Below are 25873 nucleotides of genomic sequence, written 5' to 3'. Positions count from 1 at the left end.
AGGCACTGTAGCGCTTAGCGAGCGATGGATTTGAACTCCAGGTACTCGGCCAGCCCATGCACGCCGAGTTCGCGCCCATTGCCCGAGCGCTTGTAGCCGCCGAACGGCGCGCCTGGATCGGCATTCGCGCCGTTCACGCCAACCGTGCCCGCCCGCAACTGCCCGGCGACGCGGCGTGCACGCGCCGCATCGCCCGACCAGACGTAGGCCGCAAGACCGTACTCGGTATCGTTGGCGATGGCGATCGCTTCTTCCTCGCTGTCGTATGGCAGGATCGTGAGCACCGGCCCGAAGATTTCCTCGCGCGCGATACGTGAGGCGTTGCTCACGTTCGCGAACACAGTGGGGCGCACGAAATAGCCGCGCGTGAGCCCTTCGGGCCGCCCCGGGCCGCCCGCCACCACCTGCGCGCCTTCCTCCATGCCCATGCGGATCATGCGCTGCACCTTGTCGAATTGCGCGCGGCTCGCTACCGGGCCGACCTGAACATCGGCTTGCGTGGGGTCGCCGACCTTCATCTGCGCCACCGTCGCCTGGGCGATTTCCACCGCCCGTGCGTGCAAGGCGCGCGGCACCAGCATGCGCGTGGGCGCGATGCAGGTCTGCCCCGAGTTGATCATGACGCCCATGACGCCCTGGGCGACGGCGGTATCGAGATCGGCATCGTCGAGGATCAGGTTCGGCGACTTGCCGCCCAGTTCCTGCATCACGCGCTTGAGCGTGGGGGCGGCGTCGGCGGCGACCTGGCTGCCCGCGCGCGTCGATCCGGTGATGGAGATGGCGTCCACGTCGGGGTGACGCGCGAGCGCCGCGCCCACGACCGGGCCTTCGCCATAGATCATGTTGAAGACGCCCGGCGGCACGTCCGCTTCGTGCAGCAGCTCCGCGAACAGTTGCGCATCGAGCGGCGAGATTTCCGACGGCTTGAGCACCGCCGTGCAGCCTGCCGCGAGCGCGTAGCCCACCTTGGCGGCCACCATTGCCGCCGGCCAGTTCCACGGTGTGATGAGCGCGGCCACGCCGATTGGCTCGCGCACCACTTCGGTATTGCCGACCTGCTCCGAGAACGCGGTCTGTTCCAGCGCGGCCACCGCCGACTTGAGCAGCATCGGCCCGAGCGGCGCATGTTGCGTTCTGGCGAGCCACAGCGGCGCGCCGATTTCCTCGTGAATCGCGTCGCCGAATGCGTCGATGCGCGCCTCGTAGCGCTCGATCACGCGCGTGAGCAAGGCCACGCGCGTTTCGCGCGGCGTGGCCGACCAGGCGGGAAACGCCGCGCGCGCGGCTCGCACTGCGCGATCCACATCGTCCGTTGTGCCCATTGCGAGCGTGCCGATCGCGGCTTCCGTTGCCGGATTGACGATCTCATACGTGGTGCCGCCGGGCGCGGGTTCGACCCACGCGCCGTCGATATAGAACCGGTCGAGCTTGTGCATGCTTTTCTTCTCCTTGTATGCGGCCGCGCCCGGAACCCGGCAGCGCGGCGTCTCCTGATCAGGCCGGCACCTTCAGTTCCGACGAGAACTGGCCGAACGAACGCCTGAGATTGTCTTCGCGCGTGAGCACGGCTTGCCATGTTTCGTCACTGCCGACTGCGCCTTGCAGCCCGCGCGGGATGGTCGCGCAATCGAGTCCCGGCGGTTCTTCGCCGGCCATCACGCGGCGCGCGGCTTCGAGCAGTACGCGGCGCATGCGCACGACGGCCTGATCGGACGGCAGCAGGCTTTCCACGCTGCGGTCGCTGATGGGGCCTTGCGATGAGGCGATCGCCACGTCCTCGGGCTGAAAGTTGGGCAGACCGCTGAAGGTCTCGCCACGTCGCATTGCTTCGCGATCCTGAAGAAAGCGATTCGCTGCGCGCGGCCGCTCCTGCTTGCCATACGTCGCGAGTGAAATGCCGAAGCGATCGAGAATGGCGTCGGAAATGCCGTGAAATTCGAGCACGCGTTCGCGCCGGGCGGCGTCGAACGGCTGGCTCCAGTCCCAGTTGAACTCGAACATCATCGTGCAGCCGTCGTGCACGGGCACGCCCGCGAGCATGGTGGAATTGTTCGGCGAAAAGTTGATGAACGGCAGCGCGAATGCCGTGATGCGCGCCACATTCACATGGCCGCTATCGGTGCGCATCTCGCGCATGGCGGCGTAATGAAAGCCGAATTCGGTGTCCTCCATCTCCAGGCGCGGTGCGAGATCGTCGGCCATCTGGCGATAGACGGCGCTCTGCGCGCCATCCTGCATGGCGGCTTTCATGCGCTGATGGATCGCGTCCTGATGCAGCACGCCCACATGCGACGAATCGACGAGCCCCTCCATCACCTGCACGAAATTCGCGTCGATGAAATACGCCTGGGCGACGACCTGGTCTTGCGGCAGATCGAAGATGGGAAAGCGCGGGAAGGGCGGCGTCTTGTCCTGCGGCCCGAGATAGACCCACACCACATTCGCCGCCTCGCGCACCGCATAGGCGGGCTGGCGGTAACGACGCTTGAAACTGTCGTCGGTGGCGTTGGGCATATCGACGATGGTGCCGCGCACATCGAACTTCCAGCCGTGATAGATGCAGCGCAGACCGCCTTCTTCATTACGCCCGAGGCACAGCGATGCGCCGCGATGGCAGCAACGTTCGTTGAGCATGCCGACCTGGCCGGCGCTGTCGCGGAACAGCACGTAGTCCTCGCCGAGCAGCGTGACCCGCGCGGGGTCACCGTCGGCGGCGAGCGCGGCCGAGGGCAGCGCGGGCAGCCAGTAGCGCCGGATTGTCTCGTGCATGGGCTTGCCCGGCGCGACTTCGCAGAGCAGGGCGTTATTGGCTTGCGTGAGCATGCGTCTTGTCTCCACCTGTGCGTTTTGAACTGCGCGGGGCCGCACGGCGGCGGCCCTTCCAGTAACTACGAAATGCCGATGACGCATACGATATAGCGTTATTAGGCAAATCGCAATCGGGAGATTGCCGGGCACGCTCGAAAAAACGCGGGTAGGTTGGGATGCGTGCTGGATTCTAGCGAAAACACCTATGCCTACCAACAACGATACGTCGATATATTATTCGAGTATACGTTGATTAACCACATCCGGCCGGCCTGGCAGCCGGTCCGCAAGGAGGATAGGCATGCTTCTGTACGACAACTGGTACGTGGCCGCGCTGGCGGAGGAAATCGACGCAGTCAAACCGCTCGCGCGCACCATCTGCGGCAAGCCTGTGGTGTTGTACCGCACCGCGGAGGGCCGGGCGGTTGCGCTCGAAGACCGCTGCATCCATCGCGGCATGCCGCTCTCGGACGGCAAGATCTGCGAGAGCAGCGGCACGCTGCAATGTCCCTATCACGGCCTTGAATTCGACGCGAGCGGCGCCTGTGTCGTCGCGCCCGGCCAGACCAACATTCCGCGCGCGATGCGCGTGCTCGCCTATCCGCTCGTGGAGCGCGACGGCTTTGTCTGGATCTGGCCCGGCGACCCGGCGCTCGCGCACGAGTCCGCGATTCCCGTCACGGGCTGCGCATTGCAGGAAGGCTGGGGCCACTTCGGGCGCACGCATATCGAGTACAAGGCCGACTGGCAACTGTTGCTCGACAACCTGATGGACATGAATCACATCGCGTTCGTGCATGTCGCGACGATCAACGGCGATCCCGACGCGCACACGCACGCGAAGATGACTGTCGACGCCGACGACGAAGCCAGTCGCGTGACCGTGCAACGCCATTTGCCGAACTGCAATCCGCCCGCGCAGTATCAGTTCGGCTATGACTTCAAGGGCAAGATCGACCGCTGGCAGGAATTCACGTGGGCGCCGGGCGGCGTGGCGTTCCGCAGCGGCGGGGTGGATGCGGGCACGGGCGCGTTCGAAGGGCATCGCGAGGCGGGCGTGCAGCTACAGCACTTCCACGGCATCACGCCATCGGTCGAGGGCGAGACGCATTACTTCTTCATCGGCATTCGCAATTTCGCGCTGGACAACGCGGTGATTGGCGCGAAGATGCAGGACGGCATGGTCGCCACGCTGGTCGAGGATCGCGACATCATCGAGCAGCAGCAGGTGCGTCTGAACGAGACGCCGTCGCGCCCGCTCGTGAGTCTTGCAGCCGATGCGGGCGGACTCGCCGTGCGCCGCGTGCTGGCGCGTTTGCATGCCGACGAGCGTGCGCGTCAGCCCGAGGCGAGCGCAGGCCAAAGCGGGATGCCGGCGATGGCGCAACGCATCGTCAACGTGGACGCGATGTTGCAGGCCGGCCTCGGGCGCTAGTGAGTTAGCGCTGCCACGTCACTCTGGCAGCAGGCGCGCGCCGCAAACCGCGGCGCGCCTTCGTTCGTCGTGCTTATTCCACGCCCAGGCGCGGATTACGCCCAAGGATCACGAACGGGAAATGGCCAAAGCCCGCCTCGCCGTTCACCGTCACGCGCACCGGCTGCTCGCGGTGCAGCGGGCGCAGGCGACGGCCATCGGGAAAGCCCACTTCTTCCACGTCGCTGATGTCGTAGACATCGCGCTCCACGGTGAGTCCATCGCCGCGCCAGACGCCCTGGCCCTTCTCGTCGTTATAGCCGCGGTCGTAGCCCGTCCCCTTGTAGGCCCACGAGCGGCCCACCGATTCGACCTCGAAATCCCATTGCTTGCCATCGGCGGCGGTGAGCAGCAGGCGCGCGCGCGCGAAGAGGCGCGTGCCGGGCACCATCGTCAATTCGTATTGCGCGTCGACCACTTCCACGGGCGCCTGATCGACCGCGCCCACGCTGCCATGCAGATAGAAGCGCTTGCCGTTCTCATCCTCCTTGAGCTGGAAGAAGCCGCCATAGCTCGGTGTGGCGAAGCCAAGGTAGAGCAACACCATGCCGAGGCCGCCCGACATGATCGACGACGGCAACGCGCCGTCCGAGCGCGTGCCCGTATAGGGTTCGAAGCCGCCCACGCCGGGACGCACGCCCCACGAGTGATCGCGCCAGCCGAACCAGTTGTCGATGCGATGCTCCTTGCCGCCCACGACGATGTGGCCGTTGGTCCAGCCCACGTTGTCGAAGCGCCAGTAGTCGGTGTGCACGCGCCCGTCCGCCGTACCGTAGTGACGCGCCTCCAGATACGGCGCGATCGACGGGCGGAAGGTGATATCGAAGCCGTCGCCGTCGGGGCCGGGCTCGCAGACGAAGCGCGTCTTGCGATGCGGTTCGAGCCATTCGGTGCGCAGCGGCCCGACTTCCAGCGACATGCCGCCCTGCATGGGCCGCAAGGGCCGCGACAGACGCAGGTTGTGCTGTTTGCCCAGCGCCTGCGCGCTGGCGAAGCCTTCCGCGAGGTTCAGGTTCTTGTACACCGCCATGCCCGAAAGCAGGCCGACGCTGCCGTCGGGGCTGAAGGTGGTCCACGTCGAACGATCGTAAAAGCGGTGATCGCTGATGAGCGCGGCGTCGAAGGTGGCGGCGCCCTGGTGGTACAGGGTTTCGTCCAGGTCGATCAGCATGTGTCGCTCCTATAGGCGTTATGCCGGAGTTGTGATTACGATACGTCGATATATTATTCGACATGGCGATGTTATCGGAGATTTGGAAGTAACATCGCACGGGCCGCGAAAGACTGGGGAAAATACTTAGGAGACGAAATGAAAGACGACCACGGGAAGATGCTGTCGACGTGTCTGACGTCCTTGCGCAACGACCTGCGCACACATGTTGCGCCCGAGATCCAGAGTTCGCTGGGCAAGGAAACCTGGCGGCTGGCCGACCTGCTGCTGATGCGCCTGATCGCGCGGCAGCAGATCGCGAACGACGCGCGGGGCGACACGCCCAACGGCCATGCGCCGCAAGCGAATGACCACGGCGCGGCAGAGGAAACGGGCGGCATCGACGCAGGGCCGCTCAACGCGCTGATCGCGTATGAAGATGCGATTGCAAGGCACGTGACGCGTTACCGCGAGGAAGCCGCCTCGGCAAGACCTCAGGCGGTGGATCGCGTGACGGCCGCGCAGGTGCAGGCGTGGCTCGCGCGCCAGTCCGGTCGCCATGCGCAGGCGCAAGTGAGCGGCATCCGCGAGATTGCTGGCGGGCGCTCGAAACGCACGATCATCGTCACGCTCGCCTTCGAGGACGGCGCGCAGGAAGGCATCGTGATCCGTATGGACTCGCCGCGCTATCCCACGCGCGTGGCCGACGAATACCCCTTGCTGGAGCGGCTCGCGCAGGCCGGCGTGCCGGTGCCGCCGCCGCTGTGGTTCGAGCCCGATCCCACGGTGTTCGGTCATCCCTTCATTGTCACGCGCGAAATGCCGGGGCAGCCGCCGGGCACGCTCTGGGGCAGCAACGCGCCGCGTCCGCCCGCCGTGGGGCTCGCCTATGCGCAGGGTCTCGCGCAACTTCATGCGGCGCCGCTCGAGCGGGTGGCGCCGGGTGAGCATCCCACGCCCGCACGCATGGCCGAACAGTCTGTCGACCACTTCGAGGCGCGCTGGCGCGCCACCACAGTGGCCGACTCGCCCACGATGGCCGCGGGTTATCGCTGGGTGCGCCGCCATCTGCCGGCGCTGTCCGGCGCAACCGCGGTCGTGCATGGTGACGCAGGGTTGCACAACTTTCTGATCGACGGCGAGCGTCTTGTCTGCCTGCTCGACTGGGAGTTCGCGCATGTCGGCGACCCGGCGGAGGATCTCGCCTATTGCCGCAATGCGGTGGAGTCGGTGTTGCCGTGGGAGCAGTTCGTGGCGCACTACGAAGCGTGCGGCGGCCAGCATATTGCGCCCGAACGTTTGCAGGCCTACACGGTATGGAAGGAGTTGCGCAGCGCCACGCTTTGCGCCGAAGTACGTTCCGGTCTCACGCGCGGCAACGTCGACGAGATCGGCCTCGCAGTGACGGGCATCGATAGTTTCTCGCGCTTCGAGGCGAAGCTCGCACGCACGCTGCTAGAGGCGCTTTGAGCGTCTGAGCGTTAGCGCATGGGCGACGTTATAAACAACGACATTTCGTTGACGACATCGAAATATCGTTATATAAAGTCCTCATGGAGACACAAGACGGCGCGCAGCACGAGGACGAGGGAGGGCGGGGCAGTACGAAGTCCCGCGCGAAAACGATCCCTCCGCAGTCATGCAAAGCGACATTGAACCGTTGAAGGCAACAGGCGATAAGGACGAGGCATGCTGAACAAAGAGTCGAACGAACTGCTGTCGCGCGTTGGCGCGGGCACGCCGATGGGAGAGCTGTTCCGGCGCTTCTGGCTGCCGGCCGTGATGTCGGACGAGTTGCTGGCCGACGGTGCGCCGGTACGCTTGCGTATCCTGGGCGAAGATCTCGTGGCGTTTCGCGAGACGTCGGGCGAGGCGGGCATCATCGACGCCTATTGCGCGCATCGCGGCGCGCCGCTCTTTTTCGGGCGCAACGAGGAGGGCGGGCTGCGCTGCCCGTATCACGGCTGGAAATACGCGACCGACGGCGCCTGTGTCGAGGTGCCGAACGTGCCGGGCCCCGATGGCTGCCAGGCCCGCGCCCGCGCGAAGCTCACGGCTTACCGCACGCGCGAGGCCAATGGCGTGGTGTGGATCTACATGGGGCCCGCGCAGGCGGAGCCGCCGTTCCCGCACTTCGATTACGCGAGCGCGCAGCAGGGCCACGCCTATTGCGCGCGCTGGCTGCAACGCACCAACTGGCTGCAAGGTCTGGAAGGCGAAATCGACAGCTCGCACATCAGCTGGCTGCACAAGGATTTCGACACCGCGCAGTCGAACCAGCAGATGGCAGGCTCGCAAACGTCGAGCGATCAGGCGCCCGTGCTCGAGCTGCGCGAGACGCGCTCGGGCTACACCTACGGCGCGCGGCGCAATCACGACGGGCGCTTCTTCTGGCGCCAGTCGCACTGGGTCGCGCCGATGTTCAGCTTCATTCCGCATGCGCCGGGGCCGTTCGCCTCGTTCGGCGGCCGCGCGTGGACACCCATCGACGACAATCACGTCACCGTGTTCACCTTCGGCTTCCGTCTGGATCGCCCGTTCAATGAAGCCGAACTCGCGCAATATGCGAGCGGCGCGCTGTTTCCGCCGCGCATGCATGCGGCTCCATTCGCGTTGCCCGACGGCTATGTGATCGACACCTTCCTGCCGGTCGCGAGCAAGGAAAACGACTACGAACTCGATCGTGAGCGGCAGAAGAACGTGAACTTCTCGGGCATCTGGGGCATCCACGACCAGGACCGTGCGCTCGCCGAGAACTCGCGCAAGATCGGCGCGCAGGACCCCGGCATTCTCGACCGCACGCGTGAGCATCTTGTGAGTTCGGATAAAGCGGTGGTGAGCGCGCGGCGCAGCCTGCTCGCCATGGCGCAGGACTTGCAGGACGGCATCGAGCCCGCGTTCCTGCGCGAAGCCGAGGCCTTTCGCGTGCGGCCCATCAGCAAGATCACGGAGATCGACGAGTTCGATCGCTTCATAGATGTCTTTGGCGAGGAGGCGCGCGTCCAGCTTACTTCGGATGCCGAAGCGAAATGACGCGCATCGTGACCATCACTAACCTGAAACGGAGCCTGCCATGAGCCGCATCGTGCTAGGCGTGGGAACGTCGCACAGTCCCTTGCTGGCGATGTCGCCGTCGATGTGGGTCGAGCGTGCGCGCGACGACCTCAAGCGCACGTCGATCCAGTTAGGCGACGGCCGCGTGGTGAGCTACGCGCAACTCGCGCAGGAGACGGGCGAGCGCTATGCGTCGCAGGCCACGCTGGCGCAATTCGAGGCCCAATCGCGCCGCGCGCAGGCGAGTCTCGATCGCCTCGTCGAAGAAATCGCCGCCGCGCGGCCCGACGTGATCGTCGTGATCGGCGACGATCAGGACGAGTTGTTCAAGCACGAACATATGCCCGCGGTGGCCGTGTTCTACGGCGCGCAGATCGTGATGCATCCACATGGCGAAGCCGTGGCCGATCTGCCCGCCTGGCATCAGCAGGCCTTGCGCGGCTACAGCCAGGACAAGGCCCATGTGCTGGAGGGCGCGCCCGACTACGCGCTTGCACTGATCGACGGACTGCTGGAGCGCGGCGTGGACGTGGCCGCCGCCTCGCGGGTCAAGGATCCGCTCGAAGCGGGCTTCGGACATGCGTTCGGCTTCGTGCAGGCGCGCCTGCTGGGCGAGCGCACGGTGCCGATGGTGCCGGTCATGCTCAACACCTATTTCGCGCCCAACGTGATGCGGCCGTGGCGCTGTCACGAAGCCGGACGCGCGCTGCGCCAGGCCATCGAGGCGATCCCGGACGACCGGCGCATCGCCATCGTGGCCTCGGGTGGGCTGAGCCACTTCGCGACCGACGAGCCGCTCGATCGCGGTGTGCTCGACGCGCTCGCGGCGCACGATGCGCAGGTATTGCGCAGCCTGCCGGTGTCGGCGTTGCGCTCGGGGTCGTCGGAGATTCTCAACTGGGTCATGGCAGGCGGCGCGCTGGAGGGACTTGCGCACGCGTGGACCGAGTACATCCCGGTTTATCGCACGCCTGCGGGCACCGGCATCGGCCTCGCTTTCGCGGTCTGGCGCCCGTGACGCGCCGGTGATTTGCCCATGATTTGACCATTACGAATAACGACCGACGCGGGCCTGCGCGGCCACGCTGAAGTCATCAACCAGGAGACACGTTCGTGATCATCGACGCTCATGCCCATTTGCTGACCCCGCCATCATTATTCGCAATCCGAACCATATTGCAGTCGTCCAACGGTCAGCATTCGAAGGAGTGGTACATCCAGCGTTATCTGCCCGAAGAGGACATCGTCAAAAGCGCCGCGCGCTGCATCGGCATCATGGATCAGGCGGGCACCGACATGCAGCTTATTTCGCCGCGCCCGTTCTCGTTGATGCATTCGCATCACAGCGCGGCGGACGTACGCCTGTGGGTGGAATTGCAGAACGATGTGATCGCGCGCACCGTGAAGCTGCATCCCACGCGCTTTCGCGGCGTGGCCGGGCTCCCGCAGGTGGCGGGGCAGCCGGTGGAGTGCGTGTTCGACGAGATCGACCGCTGCGTGGCGATGGGCTTCGTCGGCGTGTTGCTCAATCCCGATCCAGACGAAGGGCGCGGAGACTCGCCGCGCCTGGGCGATCCGTATTGGTATCCGCTGTGGGAAAAGCTCATCGAACTCGATCTGCCGGCGCATATTCATAGCGCTGGGTGTTGCGGCCGCGAGACCTACGACGAGCACTTCGCGACCGAGGAAAGCCTCGCGATCACCTCGGTCGTGCATGCGGGCGTGCTCGATCGCTATCCGGAACTGCGGCTCATGATCAGTCATGGCGGCGGGGCGATTCCGTATCAGATTGGCCGCTGGCGTTCGCACTGGCTCATGGAGCAGGCCGCGCACGACCCGCAGATCGCCTCCTGGCTCAAGGAAGCCGAGGCTGCGGGCTGGGCGGGCAAGCCGGTGCCGCCGCGCCCCGCGCAACTCACCACCTTCGACGATCAGTTGCGCCGTCTCTGGTACGACACCACGGTGCACAACAAGGGCTCGCTGGAATTGCTGCTCGACACGGTCGGCACCGACCGCTGCTGCTTCGGCACGGAGCGTCCCGGTAGCGGCAGTTCGGTCGATCTCGCGACGGGGCGGCCGATGGACGACTTCAAGTACACGATCGACCGCATCGAAGGACTCGACGACGAGGACCGTTATCGCCTCTACGAAGCGAATGCACGGCGTCTGTTCCCGCGCCTCGCGAATGCGTTGCCGAACGAGGACGAGGAGGCCGCATGAACACAGCGACGACGGAACAGACCAGCACGACTGAAAAGCAAACGCCAGCGGACATCAATGTCGCCCGCGCGGCGGCGCTCGACACGGCATCGCTGAGCGACGCGCTCGACCGGCTCGGCATCGCCGGGCAATGCGAGCGCATTAGCCCGCGCGACGGCGGCTTCGTCATGGCGGGACGCGCGTACACCGTGCGCTACGGCCCAGCGGGCAAGCCGGCGGGCACGGTCGGCGATTTTCTCGACGACGTGCCGCCCGGCAGCGTGATCGTGCTCGACAACGGCGGGCGCGAGGACGCGACCGTCTGGGGCGACATCATGACCGAACTGGCGCATCGACGCGGCATCGCCGGCACGCTGATCGACGGCATCTGCCGCGATGTCGCGCTGTGCCGCCAGCTCGGTTATCCCGTCTATAGCCGGGGGCACTGGATGCGCACGGGCAAGGACCGCGTGCAGGTCGAGGCGCTGGGCGTGCCGGTGGAGATCGGCCGCGTGCGGGTGGCCCAAGGCGATCTCGTGCGCGGCGACGCCGACGGCGTGATTGTGATTCCGCGCGAGCACGAAGCCCAGGTGCTCGAGACCGCCGAGCAGATCGAGCGCGCCGAGGACCGCATTCGCGCGGCGATCCGTGCGGGCAGCCGGCTCGACGAAGCGCGCCGCGCGCACCACTACCACCAGTTGCAGACGAAAGCATGAACGAGCGACTTCAATCAGGCGAAGCGGCGCTTCTCGATGCAGCCTTGCTGGAACGCGCGCGCGCCTTCGACACGGCCACGCTGCACGAGGCTTCGGGCAAGCGCGGCGCGCTGCCTTCGGCCATCAAGCCGGTCGTGGCGGGTTTCAAGCTTGCCGGGCCCGCCGTCACCGTGCACGGCCCGGGCGGCGACAACCTGTGGCTGCATCGCGCGATCTACGCGGCGCAAGCGGGCGATGTGCTCGTCGTCCACGTGAGCGGCGCGACCGAGCATGGCTACTGGGGCGAAGTGATGTCGACAGCGGCGCGCGCGCGCCAACTCGGCGGCCTCGTGATCGACGGCTGCGTGCGCGACGGCGCATTGCTCGCCGAAGTCGGCTTTCCCGTGTTCGCGCGCGGCTTGTGCATACGCGGCACGGGCAAGGACTTCGACGCGCACGGTTTCATCAATCGCCCGGTGCTGTTCGGCGACGTGATCGTGCACGCAGGCGATCTCGTGGTGGGCGACGCGGACGGCGTGGTGGTGCTCGAGCGCGGCACGGTGCACGCCACGCTCGATGCCGCGCAGCAACGCGCGGACGCCGAGCAACAGATCATGGCGCGCCTCAAGCAGGGCGAATCGACCTTGGACATTTACGGCTGGCACTGACCGGTTCCAGAACACACATGGCTACGCAACCCCCCTTGATCGAAGCGCGCCTCGTCGCGATGCAACTCGAAGCGCGCGATATCGTCTCCTTCGTCCTCGCGCCGGCCAATCTTCACGCCGACGCGCCGCTGCCGGATTTCACGCCGGGCTCGCACATCGACGTGCATCTGGGCAACGGCCAGACGCGCAGCTATTCGCTCTCGAATGTCGATGCGAGTGCGAACCGCTACCGGCTCACGGTGCAGCGCGATCCCAACAGCCGTGGCGGCTCGGCATGGCTGCACGAGACGCTGCGCGTGGGCGAGGTCGTCAAGATCGGCGCGCCGCGCAACAACTTCGTGCTCGACGACAGCGCGCCGCACTCGGTGTTCATCGCGGGCGGCATCGGCATCACGCCCTTCATGCCGATGATGGCGCGGCTTAACCGGCTGGGCCGCGCGTGGCATCTGCACTACTGCGTGCGCACGCCCGAGCGCGCCGCGTTCGGCGACGAGATCGAGATGCTCGCGGCGGCCGGCGAGGGTCGCGTGAGCCACCACTACGACGAAGTGCCCGGCGGCGCGATGCTCGACCTGCGCGCCACGATCGCCGCACTGCCCGCGCGCGCTCACGTCTATTGCTGCGGACCGTCGGGCATGTTGCAGGCGTTTCGCGCCGCCGCCGAAGCCATCGAACCCGCGCGCGTGCACTTCGAATACTTCTCCTCGAACGTGGAAGCGGCTGCGGACGGCGGCTTCGTCGTGCGGCTCGCGCGTTCGGGGCAGGAGTTTCGCGTGGAGACCGGACAGACGATTCTGGGCGCGCTGCGCGAGCACGGCATCGAGGCCGATTCGTCGTGCGAAGAGGGCGTGTGCGGCGCGTGCGAGACACGCGTGATCAGCGGCGTGCCCGATCACCGCGACAGCATTCTCGGCGCGCGCGAACGTGCAGCGAACAAGACCATGATGATCTGCTGCTCGGGCTGCAAGTCGGATTGCCTCGTGCTCGATCTCTGAAACGCGCCCACCTATTGCTTTCTTGATGCGAGGACACCGCATGTATCCCATCGACTTTTTCTTTCGCGCGGCGCGGCACTTTGGCGAACGCGTGGCCATCGAAGCGCCGGAAGGCACGCTCAGCTATGCGGAACTCGCGGCGCGTGTGAACGCGGCGGCCGCCGGCTTGCAGCAACTCGATCCGCAACCCGGCAGCCGTGTGGGCATTTGTGCGGGTAACACGCGGGATCATGTCGTGGCGCTGCTTGCTGTGCTCGCGGCGGGCAAGGTATGGATTCCGCTGAACCCGCGCAGCGCGCCCGCGGAACTGGACCGCATCGTTGCGTTCACGCAGCCTGGGATCGTGCTGGCGACGGCGAAGTACGGTGCGGCGCTTGCACTTGGGGCCGTGCCGCAACGCGTGGCGCTCGACCAGGCGTTCGAGGGCACGCCGCAGACATTCGCAGAGCTAATCGATCGCCATGCTGGCGAGTCGCCCACACGTGTCGAGCGCGCCGACACGGACCTCCAGGCGATCAAGTTTACCGGCGGCTCGACCGGCGTGCCCAAGGGCGTGATGCAGTCGATTCGCGCGTGGCGCGCGACTGTGCTCAATCTGATCGACGCCTATGGATTTGGCGAAGGCGACCGCAACCTGCTTGCCGCGCCGATCACGCATGGCGCGGGCACCTACCTGCTGCCGGTGCTCGCGAAGGGCGGTGCACACGTGATCCTCGCGGAAACGAACGCGCATACGGTGCTCGACGCGCTCACGCAAGGCGGCATCAGCAATGTCTTCATGCCGCCCACGCTCTTTTACATGGTGATGGAAGCGGGCGCGGACACGAACGCCACGTTCCCGGCATTGCGTCATCTGATCTATGGCGGCGCGCCTATGCCCGTGGAAAAGATCCGCGCGGCACAGCGCTTTTTTGGCCCCGTGGTGGAAGTCACGTACGGGCAGACCGAAGCGCCGCAGATCGTTGCGTTCCTCAACGGGCGCGATCTTGCCGACGACCGCTATGTGCATTCGGTGGGCCGCGCCTCGTTGCTGAGCGACTTCGCGATCATGGGCGCCAACGGAGCGTTGCTCGGTGCGGGCGAGACCGGCGAGATCGTGGTGCGTGGGCAGATGATCATGAACGGCTATCTCGACATGCCCGAGAAAACCGCTGAAACCATCGTGGATGGCTGGCTGCATACGGGCGACCTCGGCTATCTCGACGAGGACGGCTATCTGTTTCTGCGCGGACGCAGCCGCGACGTCATCATCACGGGCGGCTTCAATGTCTATCCCGTCGATGTGGAGGACGTGCTCGGGCGTCATCCGCACGTGCAGGACGTGGCCGTGTTCGGCGTGGCCGACGATAAATGGGGCGAAGCCGTGACCGCCGCCGTGCAACTCAAGCGCGACACGCAGCGCGGGACAGAACTCGAAGGTGTGCCTGACGAAGCCACGCTGATGGCGTGGGCGAAGGCGCAACTAGGCGCGGTTAAAACGCCCAAGCGCATTCATTTTCACGAGACGCTGCCGCGCAATCCCGTCGGCAAGGTCGATAAGGTTTTGCTCAAGAGCCGTCACGGCGCGGCGGAGGACGTGGCATGAGCGCGGGCAAGATCACGACGGAGATTGGCTATTGCACGCGCGAGCGCATCTATGTGCGCGGGCGCGATCTGGCCGACGAACTGATCGGCAAGATCGACTTCATCGACATGCTGATGCTCGTGATTCTCGGCCGCACGAGCGAGGGCAACGAGCGCGACATGCTCAACGCGATTCTCGTGACCGTGACCGATCACGGACTTACGCCCAGCGCAGTGGCCGCGCGCCTCACGTATCTCGGTGCGCCCGAGGCGCAGCAAGCTGCCGTGGCGGCTGGGCTGCTCGGGGCGGGCAGCGTGTTCCTTGGCGCGATGGAGAACGCCACGCTGATGCTGCGGGAGATCGTCGCGAGCGCGGGCGTGAATGCTTCGGACGCAGCGCTTCAGGACGCCGCGCAACGCGCGTGGCTCACGCGCCGCGCGCAACGTGAAAGCGTTCATGGTCTGGGCCACAACATCCATGTGGATGGCGATCCCCGCATCCCCGCGTTGCGCGAGGTCTCGCAGCGTAGTGGTTATTTCGGCGCGCATTGGCGCGCGCTCGAACACCTGAGCGAAGCGAGCGCCAGGCCCGGTCGTAGCGCATTGCCCATCAACGCTGCTGGCGCGGTCGGCGCGATGGTGGCCGATATGGCGCTGCCCGCGGCGATGGCGCGCGGACTGGCGTTGATCGGCCGCTGCGCTGGCCTCGTCGGCCATGTGCTCGAAGAGGCGGCGCAACCGGTGGGCGCGGCGCTCTGGGATCTCGTGCTGCGCCAGGACCCGCGCAACGCGCTGGATTGAAAGCGCTCGCCGCGAGGCAGGCCACGACAAAAGGGCCGCGAACAACAAGGAGACATGATGAGCTATTTCGATGACTGGCGATTGAACTCGCCGTTCTACGACGAAACCCACGAAGCGATCGCGCAGTCCGTGCGCCGCTTCGTGGAGCGCGAGGTCATGAACGACATCGAGGCCTGGGAAAGCGCGCACGAGGTGCCGCGCGCGGTGATCCGCAAGGCCGCGCAGGCGGGGCTGCTGGGGCTGGGCTTTCCCGAGGAATACGGCGGCAGTTCGGAGGGCGTGGATGTCTTCCACAAATTTGTGCAGACCGAGGAACTCGCGCGCCCCGGCTACGGCGGCTTTCCCACGGCGCTCATCACGCATGCGGCGGGTCTGCCGATCATCCTCGCGGCGGGCCCCGAGGAAATGAAACGGCGCGTCGTACCGCAGATTCTCGCGGGCGAGAAGTTGCTCGCGTTCTGTATCACCGAACCTTCGGGCGGCTCGGACGTTGCGCGCATCACGACACGCGCGCGGCGCGTGGGCGAGCGCTATGTCGTCAACGGCTCGAAGACCTATATCTCGCACGGCATGACCGCCGATTACTACGTTGTCGCCGTGCGCACCGGCGGCGAAGGGCTCGATGGCCTCTCCGTGCTGCTCATCGAACGCGATGCGCCGGGCTTCACGCAAACGCCCCTCAAGAAAATGGGCTGGCACATCAACGACACCGCGTCGATCTACTTCGATAACGTCGAGGTGCCGGTGGAGAACCGCATCGGCCCCGAGAACGGCGGCTTCGCGAAGCTCATGGCCAATCTCAATCTCGAACGCCTGCATGCGGCGCATCACTGCTGCGCGTTTGCGCGCGTGGCGCTGGAGGAGGCGGCGAACTGGGCGCGTGATCGCATGACCTTCGGCAAGCGGCTGGTCGATCATCAGGTGATCCGCACGAAGCTCGCCGATATGAAGCGTCGTATCGACGCCACCCAGGCGCTGGTCGATCTCGCGGGCTGGCGCGCGAAGGAAAACCGCCTGGGCGGCGCCGATCTCGCGCTACTCAAGGTACAGGCGACGCAGATGATGGAGCGCGTTGCGCGCGATGCGGCGCATGTGCTGGGCGGTGCTTCGTATATCGAAGGAACGAAGACCGAACGGATTTTTCGCGAGACGCTTGTGATGGCGATCGGTGGCGGCTCGGAATCGATCCTGCTCGACATGGCCGGGCGGCATCTCTTCAGCAAGGGTTAGCACGATGAACCAGCAACCGTTGGGCGAGAAACCGCTGAGCGGCGTGAGTGTGCTCGATTTCAGTGAACTGGCGCCTGGCCCGTTCATGACGCAATGCCTGCGAGAAATGGGCGCCGACGTGCTCAAGATCGAACGCCCGCCGCATGGCGATGGCGCACGGCGCATGCAGCCGGGCGGCTTCGCCGTGCTCAATCATGGCAAGCACTCGCGTTTCGTCGATCTGAAAGACGCCGCTCAACTGAGCGACGTGCGGGACCTGGCTGCGCGGGCGGACATTGTGGTCGAGGGCTTCCGGCCCGGCGTGATGGAGCGGCTTGGGCTGGGCTACGCGGCGCTCGCGCAGCGCAATGCGCGTCTCGTCTACGTGTCGATCTCGGGCTACGGGCAAAGCGGGCCGCTTGCGCAGTCGCCCGGCCACGACGTCAACTACATGGCGACGGCGGGGATGATCAGCCTGAGCGGCGGACTAGGCCAGCCGCCACGCGACGCGATAGGCGTGCCTGTTGGCGACTTTTGCAGTTCGATGTACGCACTATCTAGCGCGCTCGCGGCGCTCTTGCAGGCGCGCACGAGCGGGGTGGGGCAGCACCTTGACGTCGCGATTACCGATTGCCTCACGCACTGGATGAATCCGCGTCTCGGGCATTTTCAGCGAGCGGGCATCGAAACTCTGGAAGCACAGCGCAATGATGTCTTCAGCAAGGCGGCCTACGGGGTGTTCGAGACTGCGGACCCGGGCGAGTACGTGGCGGTAGGGGCGCTCGAAGACGCGTTCTGGGCGCGTCTTGTCACCGCGCTCGGACTCGATATTCCCGGCATCGACCATGCATCGCTCAAGGTGCGCAAGGCGCAGGCGGCGCAAATCAATGCGGTGCTTTCGGCACGGCTTGCGCAGATGAAGGCGGCGGCTATCGTCGATACGCTGACGCTGGCGGATGTGCCCGTGTCGCGTGTTGTGGAGCCAGCGACGCTTGCGCACACGCCCCACGCAGTGGCGCGGCGTTTATTCGGCGTGGTGGACGGACTGCACTACGTGAAGTTTCCCGTGAAGATGGCGGGCGGCGTGGGCGAGTGACAGGCGTTACACGGCAGACCTGACACGGCGGCGCAAAAGAAGTTCAGCGAGACATTCAACTGGAAAACGAGGAGGAAACATGAGTGAGAACGTGATTTTCGCGGGCGACGACCACAAGGCCGTGCGCCGTACCGTGGATCAATACGTGCGCGGTCTCGAAGCCGCGGACTTCGACGCGGTGGCGAACTGCTTCACCGAAGACGCCTTCTACTCGCACGGCGCCTACGACCCGCAACTGAACACCACACGCGCTGAAGTAAAGGGGCGCGGGAAGTTGCTCGACATGCTCAAGAGCAAACGGCGCAGCCGCACCTGGGTCCATGAACTGCATGCATTCACCGTTGCCGATGGCCGCTGCTATCTGGAGGGGGTATTGCGCGAAACGGCGGACGGCCCGCTCGTGGCGTCGTACGTCGGTTGCGGCAGCTTCGACGAGGCCGGCAAGCTCACGCGCTGGGTGGCCTACAGCAGTCGCCCGCCGGTCGGTGCGGCGCTGGCGGCGGATTGATTGGCGGCACACATCCGGAGAACCAGGGCGATGAAGGCAACCGCAGCATTCGAGTGGGACGACGATTTCAAGCTCGGCCACACGCAGATGGATGAAGTCCACGAGGAGTTCGTGGAGATCGTGAACGCGATGATGGTTTGCGCCGACGATGCCCTGCTGTTTCATCTGCGGCGCTTCGAAGTGCACGCGCGCGATCATTTCGATCAGGAGCGGCACTGGATGAACGCGAGCGGATTTCCCGCCGCTGACTGCCATATCTCCGAACACGATGCCGTGATGCGCTCCGTCGCCGAAGTGATGGACGGTGTGCGGCTGGGCGGATCGCCGGGTGAAATCCGGCGGCTTGCCGGGGCGCTCGCCGACTGGTTTCCGGCCCATGCCGATTATCTCGACGCCGCGCTGGCGCAATGGCTCGTGAAGCAGGCGACGCAAGGCGTGCCGCTGGTGTTCCGCCGCCGCGAGAGTATCAGCCGGCGCGGATCGCACAGCGGCGAGTGTTAGAGGACTCAAGTCATGACAGGCCAGGATTGCACGCTGCGCATGCTGATCGAAAAGTGGCTGCCAGTACCCGCTGGCGACGGTTGCGGTTCGCAGACGCTGAGCTTCGCGCGCTCGCGCCACGGTAATGGCCGCTGCCTTCGCGTGCGCGCGCCCGGCGCGCCGCGCGGCGTCGAAATCGTGTTCTTCCAGCACCAGGACGGTAAGTGGTGGATCTTTCCGCAGGATGGCGCGCGGCTCGGTATGCGGGTGGGCGGCCATAAGGCATCGAGTATCCAGATTCTCAATTTACTATGGAATGCAAAACATGAATGCGACCATTATTGAGGGTGAGATTCAAAGCGAGGATGTTGACTTTGTGCTCGATGTCGCCACGCTGCGGGACGATCTGCTGGTCAAACTCGACCGCATGCGTTCCGTCGATCCGATCTACTGGAGCGAGAAGAATCAGGTGTGGCTGGTGACCGGGCATGCGGAAGTCGTGGAAGGATTCAAGGGAAAACTGCCGCTGTCGTCGGTACGTCTGCACATTCCGATAGCACACATTCCCGAGGAGGTCCGTTACGAGCGGTTTCCGTTCTATATGGAGGCCGTCAAATCCTGGCTCTTGAACATAGACGGACCGGAACATCAGCGTCAACGTCTTTTGATGATGCGGGCGTTCAGCAAGCCCGTTGTCGAAACCATTCGCCCCAGCGTCGTCCAATATATCGAGGAGGCGCTGGATGACGCGGGCAAAATCGATGAACCGTTCGACTTCGTGAGCCGGATTGCCCGTGTCATTCCTGCGCGCATGATCCTCAAGCAATTGGGCCTTCAGGATACGTTGATTTCAAAGCTCCATCATTGGGCCGTCACGCTCAATCAGCAAGGCAACGTCAGAATCCCGGTCGAAGTTGCGGAAGAAATTAACGACGTCTTGCTGGAAATGCGCGATGTCTTTGATCCTGAACTTGAAAAGCGGCGCAAGATGCCGACGGACGATTTTCTTTCGGCGTTGGTGAGCGCAAGCGAGAGTGGCGACACCCTCACGAAGGAGGAGATGTTCGGCATTTGCGTCATCACACTGATCGCCGGTCATGACACCACCGCAAACACGATGGCGTTGGGCACGGCGTTGCTTCGAAAGGATTGCGCCATTTCTCAGGCGTTTCGCGGTGATCCTGCTCGCGTTCCTGATGCAGTCATGGAGTTGCAGCGCCGCGTGGCGATGTCGATGATGATGGGGCGTATCGCCAGTGAAGATTTCCACTGGAACGGACATGAGATCAAGAAAGGGCAGGTCGTCATGTTGGCCCAGGGAGCGGCAAATCGCGATCCTGCCGTGTTCAACAATCCCCAGGCCACGGACGTCACCCGGCAACAGACCCACAACATGACGTTCGCGCCCGGTGTTCACCACTGCATCGGATTCATGCTGGCAAAGATGGTGCTTGGCGAATTCTTTCCACGTTTCCTCAAACGCTTCGACGTGGACGTGCTGGACGATGCGCTCGATTTTGCGCCGACTGCGAGCTTCCGGGGGCTCAATTCGCTCAAGATCAAGCTGCATGCGCGCGATGCGTGATCGCTACGCGGCGGCTTGTCCGCCGCGTAGCGAAGTTCGTCTCGTAGGGCGTTGTCGTTAGCGGATAACCGCAACGTCCTCGAAGCTCAGTCGCGCACCGCGCGGCCGATGACCGTCGGTATCGGGCAGCCCGAGATTAAACAAAAAATTGCTCGCCCATCGCCCATCTGGAAAGAAGGCGGCGTCGACTTTCGCGTGATCGAAGCCGCTCATCGGTCCCACCGCCAATCCCGCAAGACGGGCGGCGATCATCAGATAGGCGCCCTGCAGGCTGGCGTTGCGCAAAGCGGTGGTCTGGGCAAGCTGCGGATTGTTGCGGTACATGTCCGCCGCATTCGGCACAAAGGGGAACTGGCTCGGCAACTGCTCGTGAAATTGCCTGTCCTGCGCCACGATCACCGTGACGGGCGCGTTCATCGTTTTGTCGACGTTGCCCGGTGCGAGCGCCTCGCGCAGCTGCGCCTTCGCTGCTTCGCTGCGCACGAACACGAGGCGCATCGGTTGGCAGTTCATCGAGGTCGGCCCGAGGCGGGCGACGTCGTACAGTGCGCGCAATGTATCGTCCGGGATCGGTTGATCGGCGAAGCGATGGGCGGTGTGCGCCTGCGTGAAGGCTTGTTCAAAGTACGGGGAATCGACGGAGATTGTCATGGCGTGCGTTGGATTCAATGATGTTCAGGGATGGCGCGGCGGGGCGATCTTGTTGATGCTGTTCCAGTGCTCGGCGAGCTTGCCGTCGCGAAGCCGGAAGGCGTCGAATACGAAATAGTCGTAGAGCGTGTTTGGCGCCTCGGGCTCGGGCTGGGGCGCGTAGCCCGCGATCACCACGACATCGTTTTGCGCGACCAGCAGTACTGGCGGTTGCGTCATCTCGTCCTTGACCGGCAGCGGCGGCGCATCGCCGAAGATCTGGCGCAGATAGCGCTCGAGGCCGTCTTTCCCACCGGGAATATGGCGACAATGCTGCTTGTAGTCATCGGTGACGAAGTCCTTTGCCGCAGCCGGGTTGCGCGCCTCCAGGACGTGCCGGAAGAAGTCGATGACGACCCGTTTATTGCGGTCCTCAAGCGTCGGAGAGGTTTCCGGTAGAAGGCTCATGATTGGTAGTCCTGTATATTGAAAAGACGACGGTTTACTGTCGGGAAAGACCCGTCAAACGTCCGATGTCGACAATGAGAAATGCGCCGATCAGCCAACCGCTGCGATTCGGTGCGGTGGAGACTTGCGCGAGTACAGCGGTATTCGGATGCAGGAAATACTGGGCGAACGCTTGCAGCAGGACACCCGGTGCGATGCCCACCTGTCCATGCACGTCGAACGTAAAGGTGTTGCGCGGCACGCCCTGATTGACAACCGGCACGGCTCCGCCGGTTTCCGCGTTGAGCGTCGTGGTGAAGGCGGCCCGCGCCTGTTGTTCGTAGAGCGCGCGCTCGTTGCTCAGGCGGATATAGCGGATCGTGCTGCCCACCAGTGCGACCGGATTGGAGGCCCAGAAGCCGCCCCATTCGGCGCCACTGTAGGCCTCGATCGGGTACGCCTGTCCCGGTCCTGGCGTGACGAACGCGCCGCCGTACAGCGCGACGTTTTCCGGCACGGGACCGGCGGCGCTGGCCGAGCGCCAGATCACCTTGCGCCCTTGTCCATAGAAGCCCCACGTGCCGTTGCCGTGTTCGAGCGGGGTGCCGGTGGGATTGAGCGCCTGGCTGGAGCCGTCGGTGTTGTATAGCGAATCCTGATACGGGATGGTGGCGTGATAGACGCCCAGTTCGTATTTGAGCGGATACGGCGTTTCCGCGAAGCTCGATTCGTGGATGACGTTCGCCACGCCGATCCAGCCTTTGCGGGTGGCCATGCTCCAGTTCCAGCCGGTCGTGGTGGTCCAGTTCGATGCGTTATCTTCGATCACGCCGAAGCCCAATCTTGTGTCCTGCGATAGCGCCCATGCGAGGCGCGCGCCCCAGACCGATTTGGTCGCGCCCGGTTCGTCGAGCGTGATGGCGGGCGTGGAAGCCACGCAGCCACTGCACATCGTCGGGATCATGAAGTCGTCGTTCAGATTCATGCGCCCATATTCGATATGCAGGCGCTTGTCGAACAGGTCGTGCGAGAGCGTGAATTTCACCAGGTCGGTGCTTTCCGATTCAACCGGAAAAGGCGTGAAGGCCGATCCGGTTTGGAACAGATAGCTTTTGGTGTTGTGGGCGGGACGGTTCCAGGCCTCGTCGAAATTGAACTGCGTATTGGGGATGCCGATCAGCTTGTCCAGATCGACGCTGCCCTTGAGGAACAGCGTGCCGTAGTTGGCCGACTTGCCCGTCGAAATGCCGGTGGACGGATTCGCGAAATAGCCGTTCGTGAAGAGCGGATCGAAGTCGATGCCATGCCGCGCGAGGAAGTCGCCCACACCGCTTAGCGGCCCGTTGGTGGCGGAGGGCATGACGCCTGCCGGGAGATCGAGAATGGGCAATCCCGGCGGGTTCTGACGGGTTTCCGTTTGCGCCTGCAACGTGTTTTGCGCGAGCGTCGCGGTGCTGCTTTTGGCTTGTGCCGCCTTCGCAGTAACGGCGGGTTGCGTGGAGGTGTCCGCGTCGTCTTGTGTGGCAGCGTTTGCGCAAGCCGAGGCCACGCACGCTCCCAGTACCAGAATCCGCACGGCGATAGCGATGTGGTTGAGTTGTCTCACGATGTTCTAGTTATCCTGGTTGGCGGGTTGCACTTGCGCGCTGCGTGGAATGCGGGGCGGGGCGGCGAAGGCGATGGCGAACACGGCCAGCGCGGAGAGGACGAGGCACAGCACGAAGACTGGCGTATAACTGCCGGTATGATCGAATACCGCGCCCGCTGCGCCCACGAGTGCCGAACCGGTCAGCGTGCCGACCGCCAGCAGGATGCCGAACAGCTGGGCAAAAATACGGGCTCCAAAATAATTGCCGAGCAGCGCCATGAGGCAGACCTGGGAGGCGCCATAGCCCAAGCCTGCCGGGACCGCGAACAACCACGGGCCAGCGGCGACATCGGGCCGAACGGCGGCGTAGAGTCCCATCGTGAGCAGGGCCATCGCCGCGGCGCCGATACGATGCGGCGCGATGCGGTCTCCAAGAAGGCCTGCCACAAGGTTGCCTGCGAGAGACGAGGCGATCATCACCGCGATCGCGAAAGCGGCCGCTGCGGACGAATAGCCGCTATCGACGAGATGCACGACGCCATGCGCCATCAGCAGCATCCAGTCGAGGCCGACGACACAGGAGAAGCCCATGATCAGCCAGTACGCGCGGCAATGCAGTGCGTCGCGCAAGGGCCAGGCGTGAGTCGTGTTGAACACGTGGGCCGTTTCCGCGAAGGGTGCTGCGCTCGGCGTGGCATCTTCACCCGCGCCATCGTCCCGCATCACCAGCGCGGTAATCAGGAGTGCGAGTAATGCGGCAGCCGACATCGCATACCAGCCTGCGCGCCAACCAAGCGAACTGACGGCGATAATCTTGTCGAGCGCGGGCGGGGCGAACGTGCCGCCGATATCGATTGCCGACAGGACGATCGACACGGCCAGTGCGCGCTTGTCGGGAAACCAGCGAGCCACCGCGGCCTGCGCCGGGAGGATGCCCGCACACGCCACGCCCGCGCCCACCAGCAGGCCAAACACCGGCGGAAAGGCCCAACTGCTGGCCACGACCGTTCCGGTCGCCAGGGTGCCGACGACGAGCAGCGCGCACCCGGCCAGCACGACGCGCTTCACGCCGAAGCGGCGAATGAGCGCGGCCACGAGCGGGCCAGGCACGCCCATCGTGAGAATGAACAGCCCGAACCCGAGGCCGATAACCGTTCGGTCGAAGTGCAGGGCAGCGGCCATGTGTGCATTGACCACGCTCGAACCGATGCTCGGCACCGACACGGCGCAGACGATGATCAGCCAGAGCGCGGCCAGCAAACGCCAGCGATACGGCACGCGCGAGGCGCGTCCTGGGCGGGCTTGCGTGTCGAGCGCAGCGCCCCCCTCCTGGAGGATGTTCATATGTCTCCTTCTTTATGGTTTTTTCTAATGCCCGGCCTCGGGCCGCGATACGCTTTTGCGCGCTTCGATGCTGTTAGCCGGCTTTCTGGGGCGCGCCAACGTCGGGCAAGCCGCCTGCGAACATGTTGAAAGGCGGCCTGCCGAGTAATTGACGGCCGTGAATTTCCGCGAGCGGTTCGAGTCGCACAGCGCCGTGCAGATTCGCCACGCGAATGTCGCGCACGAAGCGCTGGATCGGATTGGTGTCGCGCGCCGTCGATGAGCCCAGGCACAACTGGATCATGCCCACCGCGTCGTCGCAGAGCTTTGCGCCGTAGACCGTGTGCATCGACATGCGGGATTCCGCCTCGGCGCTCAGGCCGGTGCCTTCGAGCGCGGCACGATCGACGACTTCCGCGCATTGCCGGATGACGGCTTCGGCGGCCGTGATCATGGCATCGGCCTTGGCCGCCACGATTTGCGTCGACGCCATGTCGGCGACGGTGTCGTAGGGCAGATTGAAGGGCTTCATCTTTTGCGTCTGCTCGATGAAGCATTCGAGCGCGCCGCGCGCCATGCCCAGCGCGATCGCCATCACGCTCAGATGCGTGACGAGCATGAGCCCGCGCATATCCACGCGATACGCGAGGCCGCTGTATTTGCCGCGCAACGCATCCATGCGCGGCGCGAGTTCGGCGATGTCGAGATAGCGGTGAGTGGGCACGAACACTTCTTCGCGCGCCGCCACGCTGTTGCTACAGGTGCCGCGCATGCCCATGACATGCCAGTCGTCGAGAATCTCGAACTGGCCGCGCTTGAGCAGCGCCATGCCCCGGCGCGGCATGCCCGCGCCATTCGCGAGTTCGACGCCCACCGTCACCCAGCCGGCGTGTTTGCAGCCGCTGCCGAAGTGCCAGACGCCTTTGACCATGTAGCCGCCGTCCACGGCGCGCGCTTCGCCCACGCGCGTGGAAAAGACCGATGCGCCCGCCGCGAGCGGGCCGATCCAGTCGTCGCGTTCGGCGAAAACCTCTTCGACGGCCTGCTCGGGGAACGGCAGCAGATTGCGCGTGCCGCCCGCCACGAAGGCCATCCAACCCGCTGCGCCGTCGCCGCGCGAAATCTCGGCGACGATATCCACGACATCGCGCGCGCCCAGTGCGTAGCCGCCAAGCTCGATGGGCGTCGTCAGCTTGAAAGCGCCTGCGCGTGTTAATGCATCGAGGGTGGCGGCGGGAATTTCGCCGAGGCGTTCGCCTTCGAGTGCGTGCTGACGAATCAGCGGAACCAGTTCGGTGATGTGGTCGCGCAAGCGGCGCCCGGTTTCCGTCGTCAGCTCGATATTGTTCGGAAGAAGCGATTGATTCATGGTTGCGTGTGTTCCTGTGAATGAGGTGACGGAAGGCGAAAGTGCTGCCGTTGCGCTGCAATGTGCGCTGCCAGCCGGGCGGAAGTAAGTCGCAAGACGTCTAAGACAACGTCGCGGGTGGCTGTCTTAAGACGTCTGCGCGAGCCGTTGGGGTTTGTCCGGAATGGCACGCCGCGCAGGCGGCAATTACGATTTCGCACTATCCTGGCCTCTTCTCGCGACGACGAATCT

Annotated in this window: 24 protein-coding genes; 16 read left to right on the top strand and 8 right to left on the bottom strand. The window is 64.9% G+C overall.

All coding sequences use genetic code 11. From position 1 onward, the window contains the following. Positions 1-14: 14 nt before the first annotated feature. Positions 15-1436 (bottom strand): aldehyde dehydrogenase family protein, encoded by a 1422-nt coding sequence (locus U5782_RS24900; RefSeq protein ID WP_322046554.1) that lies wholly within the window; start codon positions 1434-1436, stop codon positions 15-17. Between the two features lie 58 nt (positions 1437-1494). Continuing rightward, positions 1495-2823, bottom strand: a complete 1329-nt coding sequence (locus U5782_RS24895; protein WP_322046553.1) for a Rieske 2Fe-2S domain-containing protein — start codon at positions 2821-2823, stop codon at positions 1495-1497. Between the two features lie 286 nt (positions 2824-3109). Here U5782_RS24895 and U5782_RS24890 point away from each other — a divergent pair, with 286 nt between their 5' ends. Beyond that, positions 3110-4243, top strand: coding sequence for an aromatic ring-hydroxylating dioxygenase subunit alpha (locus U5782_RS24890; protein WP_322046552.1), 1134 nt, complete (start codon positions 3110-3112; stop codon positions 4241-4243). A gap of 73 nt (positions 4244-4316) precedes the next feature. Here the strand turns inward: U5782_RS24890 and U5782_RS24885 are convergent, their stop codons facing one another. After that, complete coding sequence (locus tag U5782_RS24885) at positions 4317-5453, bottom strand: hypothetical protein (protein ID WP_322046551.1); 1137 nt, start codon at positions 5451-5453, stop codon at positions 4317-4319. 138 nt (positions 5454-5591) lie between these two features. On the opposite strand from U5782_RS24885, the gene U5782_RS24880 reads away from it, so the two are divergent. The 15 genes from U5782_RS24880 (at position 5592) to U5782_RS24810 (ending at position 20285) form a co-directional block, all read left to right on the top strand. After that, positions 5592-6902, top strand: a complete 1311-nt coding sequence (locus U5782_RS24880) for a phosphotransferase family protein (RefSeq protein ID WP_322046550.1) — start codon at positions 5592-5594, stop codon at positions 6900-6902. 219 nt (positions 6903-7121) lie between these two features. Further along, complete coding sequence (locus tag U5782_RS24875) at positions 7122-8465, top strand: Rieske 2Fe-2S domain-containing protein (RefSeq protein ID WP_322046549.1); 1344 nt, start codon at positions 7122-7124, stop codon at positions 8463-8465. A gap of 40 nt (positions 8466-8505) precedes the next feature. After that, positions 8506-9504, top strand: a complete 999-nt coding sequence (locus U5782_RS24870; RefSeq protein ID WP_322046548.1) for a protocatechuate 3,4-dioxygenase — start codon at positions 8506-8508, stop codon at positions 9502-9504. Between the two features lie 95 nt (positions 9505-9599). After that, positions 9600-10706, top strand: a complete 1107-nt coding sequence (locus U5782_RS24865) for an amidohydrolase family protein (RefSeq protein ID WP_322046547.1) — start codon at positions 9600-9602, stop codon at positions 10704-10706. Then, the gene (locus tag U5782_RS24860) at positions 10703-11401 is read left to right on the top strand and encodes an RraA family protein (protein ID WP_322046546.1); all 699 of its coding nucleotides are present in this window, start codon (positions 10703-10705) and stop codon (positions 11399-11401) included. Before U5782_RS24865 ends, U5782_RS24860 begins: the two co-directional genes overlap by 4 nt. Continuing rightward, positions 11398-12048 carry a 4-carboxy-4-hydroxy-2-oxoadipate aldolase/oxaloacetate decarboxylase gene (locus tag U5782_RS24855; RefSeq protein ID WP_322046545.1) on the top strand — a complete coding sequence of 217 codons (651 nt, stop codon included), beginning with the start codon at positions 11398-11400 and terminating at the stop codon, positions 12046-12048. The genes U5782_RS24860 and U5782_RS24855 overlap by 4 nt, the downstream gene beginning before the upstream one ends. 17 nt (positions 12049-12065) lie before the next feature. After that, a complete protein-coding gene (locus U5782_RS24850) occupies positions 12066-13043 on the top strand; it encodes a PDR/VanB family oxidoreductase (protein ID WP_322046544.1) in 978 nt (325 codons plus the stop codon). A 40-nt stretch (positions 13044-13083) separates the two neighbouring features. After that, a complete protein-coding gene (locus tag U5782_RS24845) occupies positions 13084-14628 on the top strand; it encodes a class I adenylate-forming enzyme family protein (RefSeq protein ID WP_322046543.1) in 1545 nt (514 codons plus the stop codon). Next, positions 14625-15407: a citryl-CoA lyase gene (locus U5782_RS24840; protein ID WP_322046542.1), complete on the top strand. Its 783-nt coding sequence runs from the start codon at positions 14625-14627 to the stop codon at positions 15405-15407. The genes U5782_RS24845 and U5782_RS24840 overlap by 4 nt, the downstream gene beginning before the upstream one ends. A 57-nt stretch (positions 15408-15464) precedes the next feature. Then, entirely contained in the window at positions 15465-16637 is a 1173-nt protein-coding gene (locus U5782_RS24835) for an acyl-CoA dehydrogenase family protein (RefSeq protein ID WP_322046541.1), read from the top strand. 4 nt (positions 16638-16641) lie between these two features. Further along, entirely contained in the window at positions 16642-17712 is a 1071-nt protein-coding gene (locus U5782_RS24830) for a CaiB/BaiF CoA-transferase family protein (protein ID WP_322046540.1), read from the top strand. A gap of 79 nt (positions 17713-17791) precedes the next feature. Then, positions 17792-18220: a nuclear transport factor 2 family protein gene (locus U5782_RS24825; RefSeq protein ID WP_322046539.1), complete on the top strand. Its 429-nt coding sequence runs from the start codon at positions 17792-17794 to the stop codon at positions 18218-18220. A gap of 30 nt (positions 18221-18250) precedes the next feature. Next, the gene (locus U5782_RS24820) at positions 18251-18721 is read left to right on the top strand and encodes a hemerythrin domain-containing protein (RefSeq protein ID WP_322046538.1); all 471 of its coding nucleotides are present in this window, start codon (positions 18251-18253) and stop codon (positions 18719-18721) included. A gap of 12 nt (positions 18722-18733) precedes the next feature. Then, positions 18734-19045, top strand: coding sequence for a hypothetical protein (locus tag U5782_RS24815; protein ID WP_322046537.1), 312 nt, complete (start codon positions 18734-18736; stop codon positions 19043-19045). Continuing rightward, entirely contained in the window at positions 19026-20285 is a 1260-nt protein-coding gene (locus U5782_RS24810; protein ID WP_322046536.1) for a cytochrome P450, read from the top strand. Before U5782_RS24815 ends, U5782_RS24810 begins: the two co-directional genes overlap by 20 nt. Before the next feature lie 57 nt (positions 20286-20342). Here the strand turns inward: U5782_RS24810 and U5782_RS24805 are convergent, their stop codons facing one another. The 5 genes from U5782_RS24805 to U5782_RS24785 form a co-directional block, all read right to left on the bottom strand. Further along, positions 20343-20936, bottom strand: a complete 594-nt coding sequence (locus U5782_RS24805) for a malonic semialdehyde reductase (RefSeq protein WP_322046535.1) — start codon at positions 20934-20936, stop codon at positions 20343-20345. Positions 20937-20960: 24 nt separating this feature from the next. After that, positions 20961-21383, bottom strand: a complete 423-nt coding sequence (locus U5782_RS24800; protein ID WP_322046534.1) for a nuclear transport factor 2 family protein — start codon at positions 21381-21383, stop codon at positions 20961-20963. Positions 21384-21417: 34 nt separating this feature from the next. Then, positions 21418-22968 carry a carbohydrate porin gene (locus U5782_RS24795; protein WP_322046533.1) on the bottom strand — a complete coding sequence of 517 codons (1551 nt, stop codon included), beginning with the start codon at positions 22966-22968 and terminating at the stop codon, positions 21418-21420. A 6-nt stretch (positions 22969-22974) separates the two neighbouring features. Further along, on the bottom strand, positions 22975-24294 hold the full coding sequence (locus U5782_RS24790) for an MFS transporter (RefSeq protein ID WP_322046532.1): 1320 nt from the start codon (positions 24292-24294) through the stop codon (positions 22975-22977). A gap of 73 nt (positions 24295-24367) precedes the next feature. Beyond that, the gene (locus tag U5782_RS24785) at positions 24368-25642 is read right to left on the bottom strand and encodes an acyl-CoA dehydrogenase family protein (RefSeq protein WP_322046531.1); all 1275 of its coding nucleotides are present in this window, start codon (positions 25640-25642) and stop codon (positions 24368-24370) included. Positions 25643-25873: the final 231 nt, after the last annotated feature.

The sequence above is a fragment of the Paraburkholderia sp. J67 genome (genome assembly GCF_905220265.1).
Classification (GTDB): domain Bacteria; phylum Pseudomonadota; class Gammaproteobacteria; order Burkholderiales; family Burkholderiaceae; genus Paraburkholderia.
The sequence above is the reverse complement of the archived record's forward strand: the minus strand, read 5'-3'. Positions and strand labels throughout refer to the sequence as shown.